This is a genomic window from Candidatus Berkiella aquae (assembly GCF_001431295.2).
Classification (GTDB): Bacteria; Pseudomonadota; Gammaproteobacteria; order Berkiellales; family Berkiellaceae; genus Berkiella; species Berkiella aquae.
Map to the genome: position 1 here is coordinate 2,781,470 of NZ_LKAJ02000001.1, position 17,378 is coordinate 2,798,847.

13 protein-coding genes and 1 tRNA gene are annotated in these 17,378 nt (G+C 36.2%); 4 read left to right on the top strand and 10 right to left on the bottom strand.

Annotation, left to right across the window (positions count from 1 at the left end; genetic code table 11):
* Positions 1–70 precede the first annotated feature (70 nt).
* Together HT99x_RS12160 and HT99x_RS12165 are read right to left on the bottom strand one after the other, a co-directional pair.
* On the bottom strand, positions 71–3,139 hold the full coding sequence (locus HT99x_RS12160) for a protein kinase domain-containing protein (protein ID WP_075067062.1): 3,069 nt from the start codon (positions 3,137–3,139) through the stop codon (positions 71–73).
* Between the two features lie 174 nt (positions 3,140–3,313).
* Entirely contained in the window at positions 3,314–3,937 is a 624-nt protein-coding gene (locus HT99x_RS12165; protein WP_075067061.1) for a TetR/AcrR family transcriptional regulator C-terminal domain-containing protein, read from the bottom strand.
* A 67-nt stretch (positions 3,938–4,004) separates the two neighbouring features.
* Between HT99x_RS12165 and HT99x_RS12170 the strand changes: the two genes are divergently transcribed.
* Entirely contained in the window at positions 4,005–4,658 is a 654-nt protein-coding gene (locus HT99x_RS12170; protein ID WP_075067060.1) for a hemerythrin domain-containing protein, read from the top strand.
* 79 nt (positions 4,659–4,737) lie between these two features.
* On the opposite strand, the gene HT99x_RS12175 is transcribed toward HT99x_RS12170, so the two are convergent.
* The 4 genes from HT99x_RS12175 to HT99x_RS12190 form a co-directional block, all read right to left on the bottom strand.
* Positions 4,738–5,049: a hypothetical protein gene (locus HT99x_RS12175; RefSeq protein WP_075067059.1), complete on the bottom strand. Its 312-nt coding sequence runs from the start codon at positions 5,047–5,049 to the stop codon at positions 4,738–4,740.
* A 238-nt stretch (positions 5,050–5,287) separates the two neighbouring features.
* The gene (locus HT99x_RS12180) at positions 5,288–7,171 is read right to left on the bottom strand and encodes an acetate--CoA ligase family protein (RefSeq protein WP_259566570.1); all 1,884 of its coding nucleotides are present in this window, start codon (positions 7,169–7,171) and stop codon (positions 5,288–5,290) included.
* Between the two features lie 99 nt (positions 7,172–7,270).
* Positions 7,271–8,086 (bottom strand): methyltransferase domain-containing protein, encoded by an 816-nt coding sequence (locus tag HT99x_RS12185; RefSeq protein ID WP_075067057.1) that lies wholly within the window; start codon positions 8,084–8,086, stop codon positions 7,271–7,273.
* A 3-nt stretch (positions 8,087–8,089) separates the two neighbouring features.
* Positions 8,090–8,923 carry a hypothetical protein gene (locus tag HT99x_RS12190; protein WP_075067056.1) on the bottom strand — a complete coding sequence of 278 codons (834 nt, stop codon included), beginning with the start codon at positions 8,921–8,923 and terminating at the stop codon, positions 8,090–8,092.
* Between the two features lie 414 nt (positions 8,924–9,337).
* On the opposite strand from HT99x_RS12190, the gene HT99x_RS12195 reads away from it, so the two are divergent.
* The 3 genes from HT99x_RS12195 to HT99x_RS12205 all read left to right on the top strand — a co-directional run bounded on the left by HT99x_RS12195 (position 9,338) and on the right by HT99x_RS12205 (position 14,157).
* The gene (locus HT99x_RS12195; protein ID WP_075067055.1) at positions 9,338–11,962 is read left to right on the top strand and encodes an ATP-binding protein; all 2,625 of its coding nucleotides are present in this window, start codon (positions 9,338–9,340) and stop codon (positions 11,960–11,962) included.
* Positions 11,963–12,139: 177 nt separating this feature from the next.
* A complete protein-coding gene (locus HT99x_RS12200; protein WP_075067054.1) occupies positions 12,140–13,270 on the top strand; it encodes a hypothetical protein in 1,131 nt (376 codons plus the stop codon).
* A gap of 128 nt (positions 13,271–13,398) precedes the next feature.
* Positions 13,399–14,157, top strand: a complete 759-nt coding sequence (locus tag HT99x_RS12205; protein WP_075067053.1) for a hypothetical protein — start codon at positions 13,399–13,401, stop codon at positions 14,155–14,157.
* A 92-nt stretch (positions 14,158–14,249) separates the two neighbouring features.
* On the opposite strand, the gene HT99x_RS12210 is transcribed toward HT99x_RS12205, so the two are convergent.
* The 4 genes from HT99x_RS12210 to HT99x_RS12225 all read right to left on the bottom strand — a co-directional run bounded on the left by HT99x_RS12210 (position 14,250) and on the right by HT99x_RS12225 (position 17,202).
* Complete coding sequence (locus HT99x_RS12210) at positions 14,250–15,533, bottom strand: Hsp70 family protein (RefSeq protein WP_075067052.1); 1,284 nt, start codon at positions 15,531–15,533, stop codon at positions 14,250–14,252.
* A 91-nt stretch (positions 15,534–15,624) separates the two neighbouring features.
* Complete coding sequence (locus tag HT99x_RS12215) at positions 15,625–15,864, bottom strand: GIY-YIG nuclease family protein (RefSeq protein WP_075067081.1); 240 nt, start codon at positions 15,862–15,864, stop codon at positions 15,625–15,627.
* A gap of 140 nt (positions 15,865–16,004) precedes the next feature.
* Positions 16,005–16,081, bottom strand: a tRNA-Arg gene (locus HT99x_RS12220).
* A 74-nt stretch (positions 16,082–16,155) separates the two neighbouring features.
* Positions 16,156–17,202, bottom strand: coding sequence for an alcohol dehydrogenase catalytic domain-containing protein (locus HT99x_RS12225; protein ID WP_075067051.1), 1,047 nt, complete (start codon positions 17,200–17,202; stop codon positions 16,156–16,158).
* Between the last annotated feature and the right edge of the window lie 176 nt (positions 17,203–17,378).

A 17,378-nucleotide genomic window follows, 5' to 3' on the forward strand; every position in this document is an offset into this window, starting at 1 on the left:
GATAGACTAGAATATTACTTGCCGCGGTTTGCCCGCGGCATCCATAATAAGTCTTGGTTCTAAGCAGATATTATTTTGAACAAATCAATTGCTTAATCTTGGGCTGTACTTCACTGCTTATCGTATCTGATTTTCTTGACAATCTCTTGCAATCATAACTATTAAGATAAGCAATTCTATTCTGTAATTTTTCTTTACATTCTCTTGCCCGCAGCAATAGGTCCTTATATTCCTCGCGATAATAACCCGATAGCACTTCATCTATCATTTTCGTGTCACAACGAGGCGAATGCGCATAGAATTCATTTAAGAGTTGAGTAACAATGCTTGTATTATTTTCTGTTCTACACGCCATTGCCAAAGCTTCCTTAAAGTTGCCAATATGCATTAATACCTCTAGATGATCTGATTCTAACTTAAAGTAAGCCAAATTTTGTCGAAATTGATCAAAAGTGATAATTTCTGTTGCTAGTGCAAAAATAACGCCTGGAGATTGTTGTAAGATTTTTTTCTCATCCGGATCATAGATACCGGTTAAATTTTTATGTAATTCCTTAATCCCCTTCTTAATTTTCCATCCTACATGGCACATCGCTTGTTCACCAAAAATAGCATCCACCATTCTAACGGTTAGATATTGATTCTTTATCAACTGTGCAATTCTTGTATCTGCTAGCAGCATCACGACCTGATAAGGAAGATTGTTTATTTCGGATTCTTTGACAACTCCATCCAGCAGCAAACCTTTTATTTCGTTAGACTGTTTAAGAATTTCATTGACTTCTCGATTAGATTTCTCTGTTAAGAAGATGCTTCCTTTTATGATACTCAATAAATGATCATGGGTGTTATTTTGTTTGAGTTTGGTTTGAACATATCTCCAAGCCCTTTTAATATGTTCCTTTTGTTGAAACTGAGAAGTTGTGACACAATATTGATAAAAAGCTTCACTCATAATTTCTGCTATTTCATGTTCTAAAGAAAATTGTTCAGGTTCATGTGGCAAAACATCCTCGCCCGGTGATGATTGAGGATTTTCAACATTCTTTCCTAAAGCACGAAATCTATTTAAATGATAAAAATAATTGGCTAAATTTTCTAATCCTTGCTCAAGATTTCTATCATTTAATAATTTTGCTTCTTTGATACAGGATTTTACAAAATTAAGTAATTGCGGCTCATATAACTTTCCAATAGGCCCTCCTTTGTATTCATAATAAGGAAGATGATCAGAAGATATCACCGTGCTAAACGAAGAGTCACCCGAACAGCCTGCACCATCGTCAGTGAGGTTATATAGTGCTTGATAATCATCATTATCGACAATTCTTGAGCAAAATACTCGGATCCTTGCGTGAGGACTAGCATTTATTGGGGTATCAGGATAGATAAAAGCAATTTCATTGTCTCCAAATCCCGCTTTAATTAATAAGGCTTTAACCGTCTTCTCATCAATCACATTTCGTGGAAGCAAAAAGTCACATACCTTTTCATCATTTTTGTAACGTAATGCTTGGGTTAAAACAAATGCACATGCCGCACTGACTGTCTGTAAATAAGCTGGCATCAATCGATGTGTTTTTAAATAGGCTGTCGCATTCTTTTTATTAAGCACATCAGTATTCAGTAGCTGTTCAATAAATTTTTTATTGTTCTTAGCAATAGATATTAACCTATCTGCTTTTGTATTTTCAGGGATTGGATTATGATGCATCACAACGCCATAGTTATTTTTCCTTTTGTCATTGTTTACTCCTAAAGGCGCATTGTTAAAGGTCGGTGTCTTCTTGGAGCCACTTGATTGATACCCATATTGAAAACATTTTATAATCTTCAAATCTTTAGGGAAAACTTCGGGCAGTTCAGATGGATACGAAACCTCAATTGCACCAACAGTATTATCGCTTAAATGCGCCAGCTCTTTTGCATGTTCCTCACACCATTTTTTGAATCCACCTTCTTGTTCTGTGAAACGAGTATAGGCTAAATGGTGATCAAACGGAGAATCAGGGCTCATGAGCATTTGTTCGACAAATTTAGCACGTTGATTTAACCCACTCTCTTCTTCTTGCTCGCTTTTATGAATTTTAACCAGGGCATGTAACTCATAACCTTTTTCTGCCAGAGCTTGCTTTATTTGCTTGGCAAAATCCCAACCATGCATAAAGTCGCCAATACCATCTACATAGTTATGAATGATTAAGCAAATGATGTTTTTTCCTTTAGTTGCCTGCGGTAACACTTGCGTATCAAATAAATTAAAACTGAGATTGCTCGAATGTTTAAGCATTTCTAATTCATCAATCAAATTATCGTATTGTTCTGGAGAAAACACTATCTTTTCAAAAAAGGTTTGAAGCTTAGATAGAATAACCGGATTTTGAATATTTAACCCTTCAATAATAGTTTGGTGGACAAAATTATCTTCATCTAATGTTTGGGTTCTATCTGTTGCTTGGCCTGGCATTATCCCATCACGTAATTTTTGTTTTGCAGAATAGACGGAATCACCACTGATACCTCGATAAACTAATCCATGGTGATTGTCGCAAAGGGGAGCCGCTATGCCATAATCAATAATATTAACTTTGTAATGCCCTTCATTTTTGGAAATTAAAATATTATCCCCATATAAGTCACGATGAATTATTTTGTGATCAAAGTGTAATTTCTTTAATTCTCGAATAATTTCCTGAAGGATTTCAATTTTTTCGTCTTCTTTAATGACAAAGGGATTGAATCTTTTTGTTTCAAGTGCGCTAAATCCGCATATCAATGGCAATCCAGTCTGATATTTTAGTAGCTGATAATGTTTATCGCCAATATAGCGACTTCCTAATAGCTGTCCTGCCCTTTTCCCACAAACAACTTCATTATCAATAAATTCTTTTGCAAATTTTTGCATTTGGCTTGAGGAAGGTAATCTTTCCATCTTGAGAACAGCCATTTCGCCCGTTTGCAAATTCTTTACTAAACGAACTTCTGAGATTATATGATTTTGTTTATCGGCTTCTTGTTTTAACACGCTTTCTGGCGCACTATCGACAACATAGGCTTGGCCATCATCAGCGTAGAAGATCTCCGTTTTATTATCTGATGTATTTACATGTCGCTTTGTTGGAATTGGACTACTTAACATGACTTATCTCCCCTTTATTTTTTATGAGGAGATTCTAAGATTATTTAAATTGGGTTTTAAAACACTTCCCGATAGAACTGCCACTTTTCATGCACGAGTTCAAAATTCTTTTTTTAGGTTAGAACATAAAAATCAAATAGACTATTTTTAATTTCGAATCCTTTTATTAAAAATTCAAATTTGATATTGTTTCAAAAATATTGCGACAATTGTTTCTATAATCTCTTCAGCAAGTTCGGCTTTAGGCACAGGCATCCCCGTCAATGCTGGCCAAATGAAATTTTCTTTCAGCATGCCAAAAAATACTTTGCTGGCTATTAATTTATTCGAAATTTGCATTCTTGCATGTGCTACTTCTTCAGCAAGATAGTTACAAAAAATGTCTTGTAGTGGCATTCTTCCCGCTTCCCATACTGCCATCACAATTTCAGGATATTTTTCTGATTCAGCAATGATGACACGAATCAAAGCAATTGAACGAGGTTGTGAGAGTAATTCTATTATTTTCTTGGCAAATGGAAGCAAAATATCATAAGAGCTAACATTCAGCGAAAAAGTAATAATAGGGGCATCTTTATATAATGATTGGCAATGATAAATCATCATTTCATTAAATAGATGCAATTTATTTTCAAAATGCTTATAAATGGTAATTTTAGAAATCCCAGCTTTACTGGCAATGGCATCCATGCTGGTTGCAGCATAACCTTCAGATAAAAAAAGATCCGTGGCTGCTTCCATAATTAAATGGTGTTTATGCACCCATCGTTGATTATTTCTACGTGTCACTTTTTCCATTATTGCCCCTTGAAATTAACTATACCCAATAGTATAGTTAATTGATAGTTACTTGGAGAATCATATAATGCGTGTTGATTTATATACAAATCCTCATAAAGAGCAACGAGAATGGCTTTATCATCTTGCAATTCAAGCAGGTAAAATTGATTATGCTGACAACAAGTCATTTGGTGAGCTTTCTATAAAATTCAATCAATTGATTGCTGAATTGCATCAGCATGTACGTGCGGAAGAAGCATTTGTTCATCCTCTCTTCCTAGCAAAGGATACTCAATTGGCAGATCCCTTGCATGCTGATCATGAATCATTAGAACAAATGCTCAACCATTTAGAACAACAGATGCAAATCATTCAACAAGAAAACCATGCGCAAAAACGTAATACATTAGGTCTTATCTTTTATCGAAGCTTTAATCGTTTTATTAGCCATTATTTAGAACATATGGATGAAGAAGAACGCATGTTACCCTTTTTATGGGAAACCTATAGCGATGAACAACTCATGCTATGCATTAATAGTTTTAAAGCCAGTATCGGTATCGATGAAGCACTAGAAACTATTGTAACCACTTTTCCAAAGCTAGAGAACCATACACAGCAACGACTATTTCAAGGGTTTAAGCAAAACGCATCGCCTCAACGTTTCGTTCAATTTTGTACTTATTTAAAAAAGGTGCTCTCTGAACAACATTTAGAACAACTAGAAGCGAGAATATAAAGAAAAAATGCACATTACAAGCTATCTCATCATCAATAGCGACAAGCGCTATTGATGATGAGAATACTATTTCAATAGGTTACCTACGCGGCCCTTTTATTTTAGTTTTTATATCTGGCGGGATTGGGGATTTGTAACCTAATAATTGCGTTTCAATTGTTTCTCTTAATTGAATCTCACGTTCACCATCTGGCGAACCAACATAGAATGGTTTCTTTGGTGATGTCGAATCGGTGCTTGGCCGACGATGATTTAAACAAGCTGAGACAGAAATCAGTATCGGCTTTGTTGGCGTATTTTTCTCATTAGACTCAGCCACATTACTCTTTTCATCATCCGAAACTCGTTTTTCAAGATTAGTCACTGCTGAAAAAATTCCATCTAAACTCATCGCGCCCTCCTGAAAAGGCTATTAACTATGACGTTCACATCGTATCACGTGAATTTGTTTCATTTAAAGACCCGATAGTAAATACAGAACAAAGGCTGGATGAAATACCTCTATACATCTTAATTACTTCGTTTTATTCTTAATGACTTTTTCTCTTGCATTTCATTCTTAATAATATATTCAGCCATATCCATTCTAAATGGCGAATAATCACAATCTTCTATCTGTTCCTCGGCAATTAAACCGATTTTTTATTACCCGTTTTTAACCAATTTTTTAACAGTAGATCTATTGGTGCTTCATTAGATAAGTCAGTATTTATAAATGTCTTTATAGATACTGAAGGCACACCTGCTTGATTAAAAAGTTTAATTTGCTCTAAAAACTCATCATTCATAATTATTTTATGATGACAATGTTTAATTAAGGTTGAAAGGCAATGAAGCGAAGGTCGATCCTTTAAAATCAAATAATCATATTGTTCAAAAGGCAAGCCATCTTCAAATTTTTCATTAGAATCAAAGCAATAAATTAGTAGTTCGATTTGATTGCTGAGCAGTAATGCTTCACCAGCACTAAATTGCGTTGATGATTTACATATTTGTATATTATCTAAAAAAGCTTTCTTATTTTTTACTAAACCAATATGTTTAAAATGTTTTTCTAGGATCTGTGTTAAATTATCGACACAATCGTTTTGTTCTGCATTATTGCAAATAGCAATTATAGGGATACGCCCTTGATGAGGAATGAGAGTCATTAATATCTGTTTATAAATATGGGCAGCAGTAACAACGCCAAATTGTGGCTGCGCATTGACCTCTATCACCGCGCCACCGACTTCAAAATATGATTTTTCAATATCAGGTGTAATAAAATCAATACCAACCAAATCCAAGCGCAATAATTTAGCTATTGCTTCAGCAAGCATTTTATTATCAGGATGTACTTTATTAAATACCGCAACGGGTGTACCACCGGTTGAGATATTTGCAATGCGATTAATTGGAATAAATTTGCCATTTTCTAAAATTGAATTTAGCTGACAACCCTGTTCTGCTAAAAATTCAAGGGTATCTTCAGTGATGTCAAATTTGTTGTGAGCCACTAGATTATGTTGTTCTATCAATTCATTAATAGAATGTACTCCATCACCCTTTACACCGCCCGGTATTCTTTCGATTGCCCAAATAAGTTGTCCTTCCAGCACGATTAAACGGTAATCATTACCAGCCACATGTTGCTCTAACAGCATAATATCAGAAAACTTGCTTGCTTGTTGAAAAGCTCTTTTGACTTGCTCCGCATTAGTTAATCGAGCAAAAACACCAGCACCACTATCTTGATTATAAGGTTTGATGACAACGGGATATCCTATTTGATTTGCATTCTCAATAGCTTCTTCAACGTTATAAACGACAATTTGTTTGGGAACGGGAAAACCAGCTCTTTGTAATAGGGCTGTCGTACCATTTTTATAACGAGCAATACGAGTTGAAATAACAGAAGTATTCTCAGTAAAGGAATCATCAAACCAACGGGAATGACAACCATAACCATATTGATAAATATTGCCACCTATATGAGTCCATGCAATACCTGCTTGATGTGCAGCTTCTATAAATCGAAAGGTATTTGCATTTTTAGGAGCATCTATTTTAATTCCAGCAATGAGTTCATTAATATGTTGTATCAATGCGTTATTGGGTTGAAAAATATCAGTAATGATATGTCTATGGCAAAAATCTAACATAAATGCCATTGCCGGATGAAAACAATCTTCAGTAAAAGCAGGGATCCAAATTTCATAACTATTTTCTACATCCAATAACGTGCTGATTTGAATATCTGCAAAAATTGGCAGCAATGCAGCTTTTTGTAGAGCCACAACCCCTTTAGCTAGGCAAGTTATTAAATCATCCGAAATCGATTTTGAAAATTGATCATTAAAATAATAATGCAATGCTTGGTGTAATGTTTTTAATGAAATATCACTTTTGTCTATGGTTTTTAAAATGATTTTGACAACTGGTTGTCGATATCCATTTTGATATCCTTTATAAAATTTCGGCTTTTCCTTCAAGCAGAATAGTTCGCTAAGTGAAATTTCATTTTCATTCATATTATGAGGATAAGTAGCTCCCCAAGTTGTATGCTTTGTTAACAGGGCAATGTTTTGTTGAAATTGAATATTGATCGTTTTCATTATAAATACTGCTTATTATATTGGGGAAAATAAAAATGAAGGGCATCGCTCGCCTAAAGGATACCGTGGAAAATAGCATTCTTCTTCTTTAAAAAATTCATGAAATAATGTTTTGATTTCTTCTAAATCAGGAAAGGTATAATAAACACTGCAATTGTGATAATTATTAATTGTATCCATTACTTCATAAGACCAGTTTAATTTTTTGATAACCGCTTCATGGGGCATTTTGAAATGATGATACCAACAATCCCAAATTTCCTTTAAACAAACCCCTTGGACCAATGAACCATGTAACGCCATGGCAATTCGCCATTTAAGAATATTGAAATTTGAAATTTTACCTTGCACAAAATCTTGTTGAACTATTTCAATCGATTCACTGCATGCTGGGCGCATGAAAAATCTTACTATCAATGATCCTATCGGATTTAAAACGCGCTTAATTTCATTAATAAACTCCGCATAATATTGACTTTGCATAACGGTAAAACAACCATCACCAATGACTAAATCAATTTGTGTATCAGCAAAAGGGAGCCTACACCAATTACCTAATACGGGCTCAGGCTTTAAATGAGGTGTTTGTGAAGGCAAAATAGATTTCATCATGGAAAAACTGCTATCGACAGCAATTAACCGAGTATGACTAGGCCAAACAATATGTGCTATTTCAGGTGTTGTACCCAGCAACAACACGGTAAGAGGCTTTTGTTGCGTTTGAGCTAACTGTTGGACCCAAGCTGTGATGGTTTGAATATCTGATACATCAGGACGCAATGGCGCTCCGATGTAGCGCCAGCGGCTAGCTTGTTTTTCCCATAACTCCATAATTTAAGGCAAATGTGGAAAGTAATATTTAATACCTAACATAAGTGCATTAGTGGTTGCTTTACTTTTGGAGTTACCTATAAGGGTAAAAGTAGTGTCTTCTCCTGCAATAACTGCAAAGTCTCTTGCTGTTCCTGCCGTACGAATAGTTCCATAATAAGTATAAATATAATCTGCCGTTAATGAAGCAGTATTACCCACTTTATGCTCTAAACCGGCGCCAAGACGCAGAAACGGTTTAAGATATTTCTTCGTTTTATCAAGCGTTATACCTAACTCTGTATTAGGATCAAAATGATTTAAATCAAAATGATGAATCGCTGTCGATTTTAATCGATTAATAGCAAACCCAATACGACCATATAACATCGTATTAAGATCCATCAGGTAACCTGGTTTAAAATCAAATGCAAATTCACCTTCATGTAATTTTGTTTTAACGGTTGACGTTAATTGAGTTGCCTCGCGTCTATTCGTATTTTCAAAAAATGAAGCATTGGAAAAAATAGCTCTATTTTTTGACCAAGAACCACTAAATTCAATGGCCCAATAATAGGGTGTTCCATGAATAAATTCGCCAGCACCGAAATAGATAGAACCAATACCATAGTTATTTACCACATCAACATCATAAGGGAGATTGAATTGTTGATAACTATAAAATTCGTTTAGATAAAGTGTAGTTGAAGAAACTGACATTTCACTCGTTAAACGTAATACACCCGCAGAAGCGCCTGCGTAATATCCATTATGAAAGCCATTTGCTGCCAAAGCTAATGTCGGAGTAAATAATGCTAAGGGTAATAATGATAACTTGGTATTGTTTGATAGTGACATTAGCGTTCCTTGCTTCAAATAATAGTCATTTTCCGAATTAATTTTATTAAAAATAGCTTCTTCAAGCAAATTGAAATGTCAATTTTAAGTGAGACATATTGTTATTATGTCTCCTTACTAAAATCTAATTTTAACCACCTTACCATTTTTATATACCGCCCTATTTTTTCAAGTTTTAAAATTCGTCTATCGCTTGGCATTTTAAAAATATTCAGCAATGCCAATATCTTTAAACGTTGCATACTGAAAAGATAGTGAAATAAAGTATATTTCATATAATGTTCTGAAAACATGACGATAAGAAAATGATCTTGCTGACATGACTCATTGATAAAAATACTGATTAATTAATCACTTCTCACCTTAAAAATCACACTATATACTGGCCAATTTTATTATATAGGTACCTCTTATATGGACATTCAAAAAACATCGAACGACTCAGGGTTTGAAGTTGATTTTCGTTTATTTTTTGAATCAGTCCCAACACCTCATCTGATTCTTAAAGCGAATTCTCCTCATTTTACGATAGTTGCAGCAACGGACACTTATTTGCTGGCGACAAAAAAATCCAGAAAAAATCTCATTGGATTCAGCATTTTTGAAGCATTCCCTGAAAATCCTGTTGATAAATCGACAACAGGCATGAAAGATTTGCGCACTTCATTAGATTTAGTATTACAAACAAAAACACCAGATGTTTTAGGTGTTCAACGCTATGATATTCCTGTACTTGAAAATGGAATTGAAACCTTTGAAATTAAATATTGGAGTCCAATTCAGGCTCCTATTTTTGACGCACAAGGAAACGTTGTTTTTATTCTTCATCGTGTCGAAGACGTGACGGAATATATTTTGCTAAAGCAAAGCACACCAGATGAAAAGGTAAATTCTCTTCAAGCGCAAAGAGAAGCTGAAATTTTAAAAATGATGCGGCAAGTGAAGGAATCTAATCAGAATATTAAACTTGCAAATGAAACACTCGCACATCGTGAAAAAGAACTTGCACAATTAAATGATCGCCTCAAAGAAATGGACCGCCTTAAAACAGAGTTTTTTTCTAATGTTTCTCATGAATTTAGAACGCCATTAACGCTGATGCTAGGTCCGATTGAGGATCTACTCGAGAATCAAGAGCTGTCTTACGAAATAAGGTCTCACCTAAATGTAGCACACAGAAATTCTATCCGTTTGCTGAAGTTAGTTAATACCTTACTTGATTTTTCAAGGCTTGAAGCGGGGCGCATCCAGATTACCTATCGCCCAACCGATCTCACAAGATTCACATTAGATCTTGCAAGCAACTTTGATTCTGCTATTAATAAGGCCGGACTAAAATTCATTATTGACTGCGAAACATTGCCTGAAAATATTTATATTGATCCTAACTTATGGGATAAGGTGGTGCTTAATTTATTGTCAAACGCTATTAAACATACTTTCGAAGGCCATATTACAATTCAACTTCGTTGGATAAATAATCAAGCAGTGCTGACTGTTCAAGATACCGGGATTGGCATACCAGCATCAGAAATCCCGCATTTATTCGAGCGGTTTTATCGGGTTGCCAATGCTAAATCACGTACCCACGAAGGAAGTGGCATAGGGTTAGCTTTTGTTAAAGAATTAGTTAAAATTCATTATGGCTCAATTGATGTTGTCAGCATCGAAGGTCAAGGCACTACTTTTACTGTGTCAATTCCCGCAGGGAAAGACCACCTTCCTCCCTATCTGGTCGCACAAACTATGCAAAACTATTCGTCAACAACCATGATGGCAAAGGCATTTGTTCAAGAATCACTTCATTGGCTGCCCTCTGATGCTATCATTTCAACTGCGTCTTCAGCCCATCTATCTGCAAGTGAAGACATTTGGCTCAGCATGGATGAAACCCGTAAAGCAGTCATATTGCTTGTTGATGACAACAATGACATGCGAAATTACATTGCAAAATTATTAACGCCACATTGTGAAGTACAAATTGCCACGGATGGTCGTGTTGCTCTCGATAAAATACAAGAAAGCATTCCTGATCTTATTTTGTCTGACATCATGATGCCTAACATGAATGGTTTTCAGTTACTTAATGCGATACGGAGTAACCCAGCAACCCAATCTCTGCCTTTCATCTTAATTTCAGCGCGAGCAGGTGAAGAAGCAAAAGTTGAAGGTTTAGAAGCCGGAGCCGATGATTATTTAATTAAACCCTTTAGTGTTAGAGAACTGTTGGCACGGGTAAAAACCAACCTTGATCTTCATCGTGCACGATGCAAAATAATGACTGAGTTAAATAGTATTTCAAAATTTAAAAGTCAGTTTATTTCCAATATGTCACACGAGTTAAGAACGCCTCTCAACGCTATCCTCGGCTATAGCAAAATGATGCAAATGGGTATGCTAGATACCGCTGAAAGTCGGAAAAACGCCGTGAAAAATATCATTGTTGCCGGACAACACTTGTTAGATTTAATTAATGATAGCCTTGATCTTTCGCAAATTGAAGCTGGCAAATTAGTGTTGAATTTAGAATGGATTGAAATTCGTCCCTTTGTTTCTAAAATTTACTCATTATTGAATGATTTAGCTTTAAAGAAAAAAGTAAAGTTGCAATTTGAATGTCAATCTTCGCTCAAGTGGATAAAAGCCGATCCGATTCGCCTGAAGCAAATTTTAATTAATTTAATTAATAATGCGATTAAATTTAACTTGTCAGATGGGCAAGTGGATGTCAATTTTTATCATTCACACGATAATCTTTGGATCACCTGCCAAATTAAAGATACCGGGATAGGAATTTCAGCTGAAAAACTGAGTAAATTATTTGTAGAATTTTATCGAGCGTCACAGTCGCAGGAAGGTACAGGGCTTGGGCTGGCTCTCACTAAGCACCTAGTTGAATTGCATGGTGGCACGATTTCCGTTGAGAGCACCGTAAACGTTGGCACAATATTCACGTTTAATTTACCTTTTATTTTACCGGATCAAATTGAATTAGAACATTTATCTGCGCAAACAACAATTGATCATGCGCAAATGTGAGCACTACAATACTTAATTTTCTTACTTTGACGTGCAATGCGATTTGTACGAACTTCATGCAGCACTGCTCGGCTGCGTTTCGAATAGTTGAATATTCTTTTTATTCGTTATAGAATTTTTGAGCATTTTCTTAGAAACCGCACGGAAGCCTGTCTAACTGAAAAATATAGGTGATGTATGCTCAGCTTCCCTTCCCCAAGAGCCTTTGGTCTTAGAAAAGCATTAACTGCAATTGTAGCCCATGATCAAAATTTAGTTGATAAAGATATCAGTTTAGATTTTCTTATCTTAAATACACTGCCCGATGAGACTGTCATTTTAGGTCTCGATCAATTTCATAGCCCTGAACTTCATCAGCTTGCTGGCGATATCCGCAAATCCTTAAGTACGCTTTATGCTGAAGTGATTGAACACAATGCGATAGGAGATGGTGAAATTACTTTTTTTTACCATATTGCAGGAACAACACTATATGAAATTAACGCTGGAAAATTAATTAGAGGGAGAGATCATGGTAAAAAATGTGCAACAAATTATAACCAAGTTCAAAATGTCCTCGACAAAATTAGCACGGCACTCGAAGATGAATATATTTCAACTGAACGCCAAGAAGTTTTAAAAAACTTGCAAGCAGAATTTTTGGGGCACTGTAGAGTGCTCATCATCGCAATGAAAACACTTCCATCAGAAACAAAATTACATATATCAGTTCATAATAAATTTAATATCGATAATATCGCTATTCCTGTTTTAGATTCAGAAGTTGCAGCAAGAATAATTGCTCTTCACCCCTCTGTGGCAGATGGGGGTACCCCAAAAAAAGTGAGTGCAAAAGCTTTTAGCACGCAAAAAGCTGTCAATAGAACACACCCACCTTCTCGATTACGGGCTCAGCCTTCACCTATCCAAAGGCCACAAGAAGCAGAAAATATTGTTAATACTCCCTGGGGCAATCTACCAACAAGCCAATTTAATGAAGAAGAACTAACCTGGTTTAAAATTGGATTTATCCCTCCTCCCCGAACACAACCTTCAAATTCGCATCCTGTAGCGATTGCAGATATTGTATCCACAGCTTGGAGAAATGTACCTATCGTATCTACACGTTGGGGAGATGTGTCAAAAGATTATTTTGGAACCGTTCTAGAAAAAACTTACGCTGAACATGGCATGATCCCGAACCTCTCACCCAATCGTTTTACGCCATATTTTATCAATTTTCTCCGTGAAAAAGTTGCTCCACGAATAGGAGAACTTGAAGCACCGATAGCTGTTGTTTCTTCTGATGATAAACGTTTAGGAAAATAGCTAGAACATCTGTAGTTACAAGCTTTAATGCTTGATTGGAGCAGTCAATCTATTGTTATCGTTTTGAATTTACGCTATTCTCCAGTTTGTTTACATTCTAACTATTTCAATATTGGAATACGATAATCATGATTTCTTCGAGAAACGCAGGCCTTTTAACTGCAAGCGCACTTTTTATTTTTATGGGATACACCGTTAATATTTGGCTGGGCTTTCTTAGCTTGCCTTTGTTAAGTGGGTTGATTCTCTCTCATTATTTTAATCAATCGCAACAACCACTCAAACAAAGTATCTCTGTCAATAAACCGTTAAGTGCAAAGCTTCAAGAATTGATTAAAAATCAACAAGATTCCTATAACAATGTTTTTTTAGAAAATCCCAACAATTTCCATCAATCTACTTTTCATTATGATTGGTGGATGTTTCCCCAGGAAGCGCCCAATTTTGCCAGTGAGACCTCAAGGAAATTTTCGGTCAATGATCAAGAGGTCGAAAATTTATTACGACATAATCAATTTATCAGTACCTATGAAAAAAGTATTAAAAAATATTTAGATAATCTCGAAGTACATGGCTGGAATCATTATGATATTCGTTATGCCAAGATGGTGATATCCTTGCATAAATTTATCTGTGTGTCAGGTCAACATAATATTACCGATATGAATAAACGCTTAAAAAACCTAGCACAGAGAGCGATTAAATTTGCACAAAGTAATATTAAACACCCGAGTGGCTTGTTACAGCAAGGATTAGCGCAATTAATGAAAGAAGTTAACGTCAGTAAAAAAACTCCAAAAATTACACCTCGTTTTAACAACAAAGAAAACAATAAGCAAAATCTGGCGTTTCCTCATATTTCTCCAAAGAAGCAGTTCAGAAGATAAAACCGATATCTCTGGTCTAAATGTTGTGCGTGCAGAATCATTTTGCACGCGCAATTGCACTCACTATTTTATCTGAAATCACTACACAAGCATTATGTCCATAATTGTGCCGCTGTAATCGCAAGTCCTTTACCAACACTGCCATAAATATCACCGGTGACAAAGGTTGAGTTGGGAAAAATAGCTTCTATCATACGATGTACTGATGGAATTTGTGTCGTTCCGCCGGTTAAAAAGACAGAATCAATTTGATTGGCATTAATTCCGGCTGTGGTGAGTGTTTTTTGTATTGTATCTTGCAAATCGTTGATTAAATTATGACAATAGGATTCAAAATGTTCTCGTGAGATCAATACTTGCAAGTCATGTTCAACTTTAGCCATATCAATGACGTCGTTTAACGTAGTACTTAACTTGATTTTAGAATTTTCAGCTGCTTGTAGTAAATAATGACCCAACCGTTTTTGTAGTACATTAATGACTCGCTTAATTAACCATTTTTGTTCAGATGCCAAATATAAATCTTTAACATTATTGATATTTTTAATGTCATATAAATTATTTAACAAATGCCAGGATGTTAAGTCATAATATAATGAAACTGGCATTTCAAGCTTAGCCCCATTCATCCCTAAAATACTGCTCCCTTTTCCCAGCAAAGGCATAATGGTATGCAAGCTCAGATCTTTGTCAAAATTAGTACCGCCGATATGAATACCACAATTGGCAAGAATGTCTGATTTTCGATGGATTGATTGGGTTTTATTGTTAAGTTTTATAATAGTAAAATCAGAGGTTCCGCCTCCCAAATCAATAATTAACGCTAGCTGTTCATGATTAATGGTACTTTCATAATCTAAAGCTGCGGCTATTGGCTCAAATTGAAAGCTCACTTCTTTAAACCCTTGCTCCTTCATGATAAGTTCCATGGTGTCTTGCGCCAACTTATCTCGAGCATCATCGGTATCATGGTAACGCACAGGTCGTCCACAAACGACTTGAGTCAGTTCCGTATTTAGCTGTTCTTGCGCCGTATCCTTAATATATTTGATTACCAACCCTATAATATCTCGATAGGTTAACCATTTGCCGCATACCGCAATTTTTTCATTCAATAAGGGGGAACCTAAAATACTTTTTAGCGACAGCATTAATCTGCCTTTTCCACCCTCAAGATAACGATCTATCCCACATTGTCCGATGAAATGTTCTTTTACTTCGGAATCAAAAAAAATAGCAGACTTAAGAATCGGAGATTTACCATCCAAGGTTGCTAAGGTTGTTTGCGAATGGTGAGACGTTGCCAGTGTTGAATTACTGGTGCCAAAATCTAAACCACAGCTTATTATATTATCGATATATTTCTTGTTAGCCATTTAACACCTCGGGGTGAATTATATCGATTCCGCTTCGCCGGCAGGTAGCCGAGAATGAATATACTTTGCATTAAAGTGCGCGCATTCATTTCTAAAAATGCATTTTTGCAAATGCTCTTCCAGAACCTGATTTTAAATAGGTTTCAAATTTTCTTGCTTTACGTTCATCAGTAAAACCTAGATAAAGCTCAATTCTCCATGGCTTATATCGGTTTGTGTGATGAGAATACCCAGCATTATGTTCTTTTAATCTGCGCTTTAAATCATGGGTTGAGCCAACGTAATAACGCTCAGGAATTTTAAGGCTTTTCAGGATATAGACATACATCATAGAAACTTGCAGTAACATAATGTACGAATGGAAGCAAGCCGCAGCTATCCGCCTTCGCATAAATGCTTCGGCGTGGCATACGCCTCGCTAAATCTTCGGTTCGTGATATCCCATCACGCCGAAGCTTAAGCGTAGGCGGATGGCGCGCCCGGAGAGATTCGAACTCCCGACCACCTGGTTCGAAGCCAGATACTCTATCCAACTGAGCTACGAGCGCATCAAGCAGGCCTACTGGCCTGCCCATATCAACCGGCGAAATATAGCGATAATAAGCCCGAGAGTCAATCTAAGCTATTGATTAAGGGACTTCATATCGATAACAAAGCGATATTTCACGTCTCCTTTAATCGTGCGTTCATAGGCCTCATCTACTCGCTGTATCGGTATCATCTCAATGTCAGAGACAATATTGTGCTTGGCACAAAAATCTAACATCTCTTGAGTCTCAGGAAGTCCGCCAACTAACGAACCAGCTATAGCCCTTCGTTGAAACACTAAATTCGCCGTTGCAATAACCGGATCTTGAGGCGGCACCCCAAGCAAGACCATCGTTCCATCACGTTTTAGTAATTGTAAATAAGGACCTAAATCAATGGGTGCCGATATGGTATTTAAAATAAGATCAAAACGATTTGCTTGCGCTTGCATATCATTAGGATTTTTGGAAATAACCACTTCCTTCGCGCCTAACTGCAATGCATCTTCAACTTTTTGTGGTGAAGTCGTAAATACCACAACATGCGCTCCCATCGCATTGGCTAATTTAATTGCCATGTGTCCGAGTCCGCCTAATCCCATCACGCCAACTCGATGCCCTTTTCCAACTTTCCAATGACGCAGGGGGGAATAAGTTGTGATCCCCGCACACAGTAAAGGCGCAACCGCAGCTAATTCTAAGTTAGCAGGAACTTTTAAAGCAAATGCTTCATCAACAACAATATTGTTGGAATAGCCTCCCATTGTTCGTGTACCATCTTTTGCTACACTGTTATACGTTCCTACAAATCCCTTCTCACAATATTGCTCACAACCTTCTTTGCAACTTTCACAAGTGCGACAAGAGCCCACAAAGCAACCTACACCCGCTAAATCACCAGCTTTAAATTTTTTAACTTGATTTCCTACTTGTAATACGGTGCCAACAATTTCATGACCTGGCACCATCGGGTAATTTGAACTCCCCCACTCATTGCGAACTTGATGGATATCAGAATGACAAATGCCACAATAAGCAATACCAATCAAAACATCAGTAGGCCCAATGTCTCGTCGCTCAAATTCAAAAGGTCGCAATGGACTTTTAGCATCAGTCGCCGCATAACCATGTGATGGAATCATTGTATTTTCTCCACTTAAGTCGAACCATGTACACCTTAAAATCTCGTATCTGCAACGACTAACGTTATTTACTGCTCTTTTTGACAGAGTGAGCTATAATGTAGACATTGTTAATATCATTAACAGCATAATGCAATTTGTAACAAAAAGTGGCATGTGTATTTAAACCTAATGTA

Coding starts and splice junctions, on each gene's coding strand:
- HT99x_RS12160 (WP_075067062.1), bottom strand. CDS start 3,139: ATGTTAAGTAGTCCAATTCCAACAAAGCGACATGTAAATACATCAGAT.
- HT99x_RS12215 (WP_075067081.1), bottom strand. CDS start 15,864: ATGATGTATGTCTATATCCTGAAAAGCCTTAAAATTCCTGAGCGTTAT.
- HT99x_RS12180 (WP_259566570.1), bottom strand. CDS start 7,171: ATGAATGAAAATGAAATTTCACTTAGCGAACTATTCTGCTTGAAGGAA.
- HT99x_RS12165 (WP_075067061.1), bottom strand. CDS start 3,937: ATGGAAAAAGTGACACGTAGAAATAATCAACGATGGGTGCATAAACAC.
- HT99x_RS12170 (WP_075067060.1), top strand. CDS start 4,005: ATGCGTGTTGATTTATATACAAATCCTCATAAAGAGCAACGAGAATGG.
- HT99x_RS12205 (WP_075067053.1), top strand. CDS start 13,399: ATGATTTCTTCGAGAAACGCAGGCCTTTTAACTGCAAGCGCACTTTTT.
- HT99x_RS12185 (WP_075067057.1), bottom strand. CDS start 8,086: ATGGAGTTATGGGAAAAACAAGCTAGCCGCTGGCGCTACATCGGAGCG.
- HT99x_RS12225 (WP_075067051.1), bottom strand. CDS start 17,202: ATGATTCCATCACATGGTTATGCGGCGACTGATGCTAAAAGTCCATTG.
- HT99x_RS12175 (WP_075067059.1), bottom strand. CDS start 5,049: ATGAGTTTAGATGGAATTTTTTCAGCAGTGACTAATCTTGAAAAACGA.
- HT99x_RS12210 (WP_075067052.1), bottom strand. CDS start 15,533: ATGGCTAACAAGAAATATATCGATAATATAATAAGCTGTGGTTTAGAT.
- HT99x_RS12190 (WP_075067056.1), bottom strand. CDS start 8,923: ATGTCACTATCAAACAATACCAAGTTATCATTATTACCCTTAGCATTA.
- HT99x_RS12195 (WP_075067055.1), top strand. CDS start 9,338: ATGGACATTCAAAAAACATCGAACGACTCAGGGTTTGAAGTTGATTTT.
- HT99x_RS12200 (WP_075067054.1), top strand. CDS start 12,140: ATGCTCAGCTTCCCTTCCCCAAGAGCCTTTGGTCTTAGAAAAGCATTA.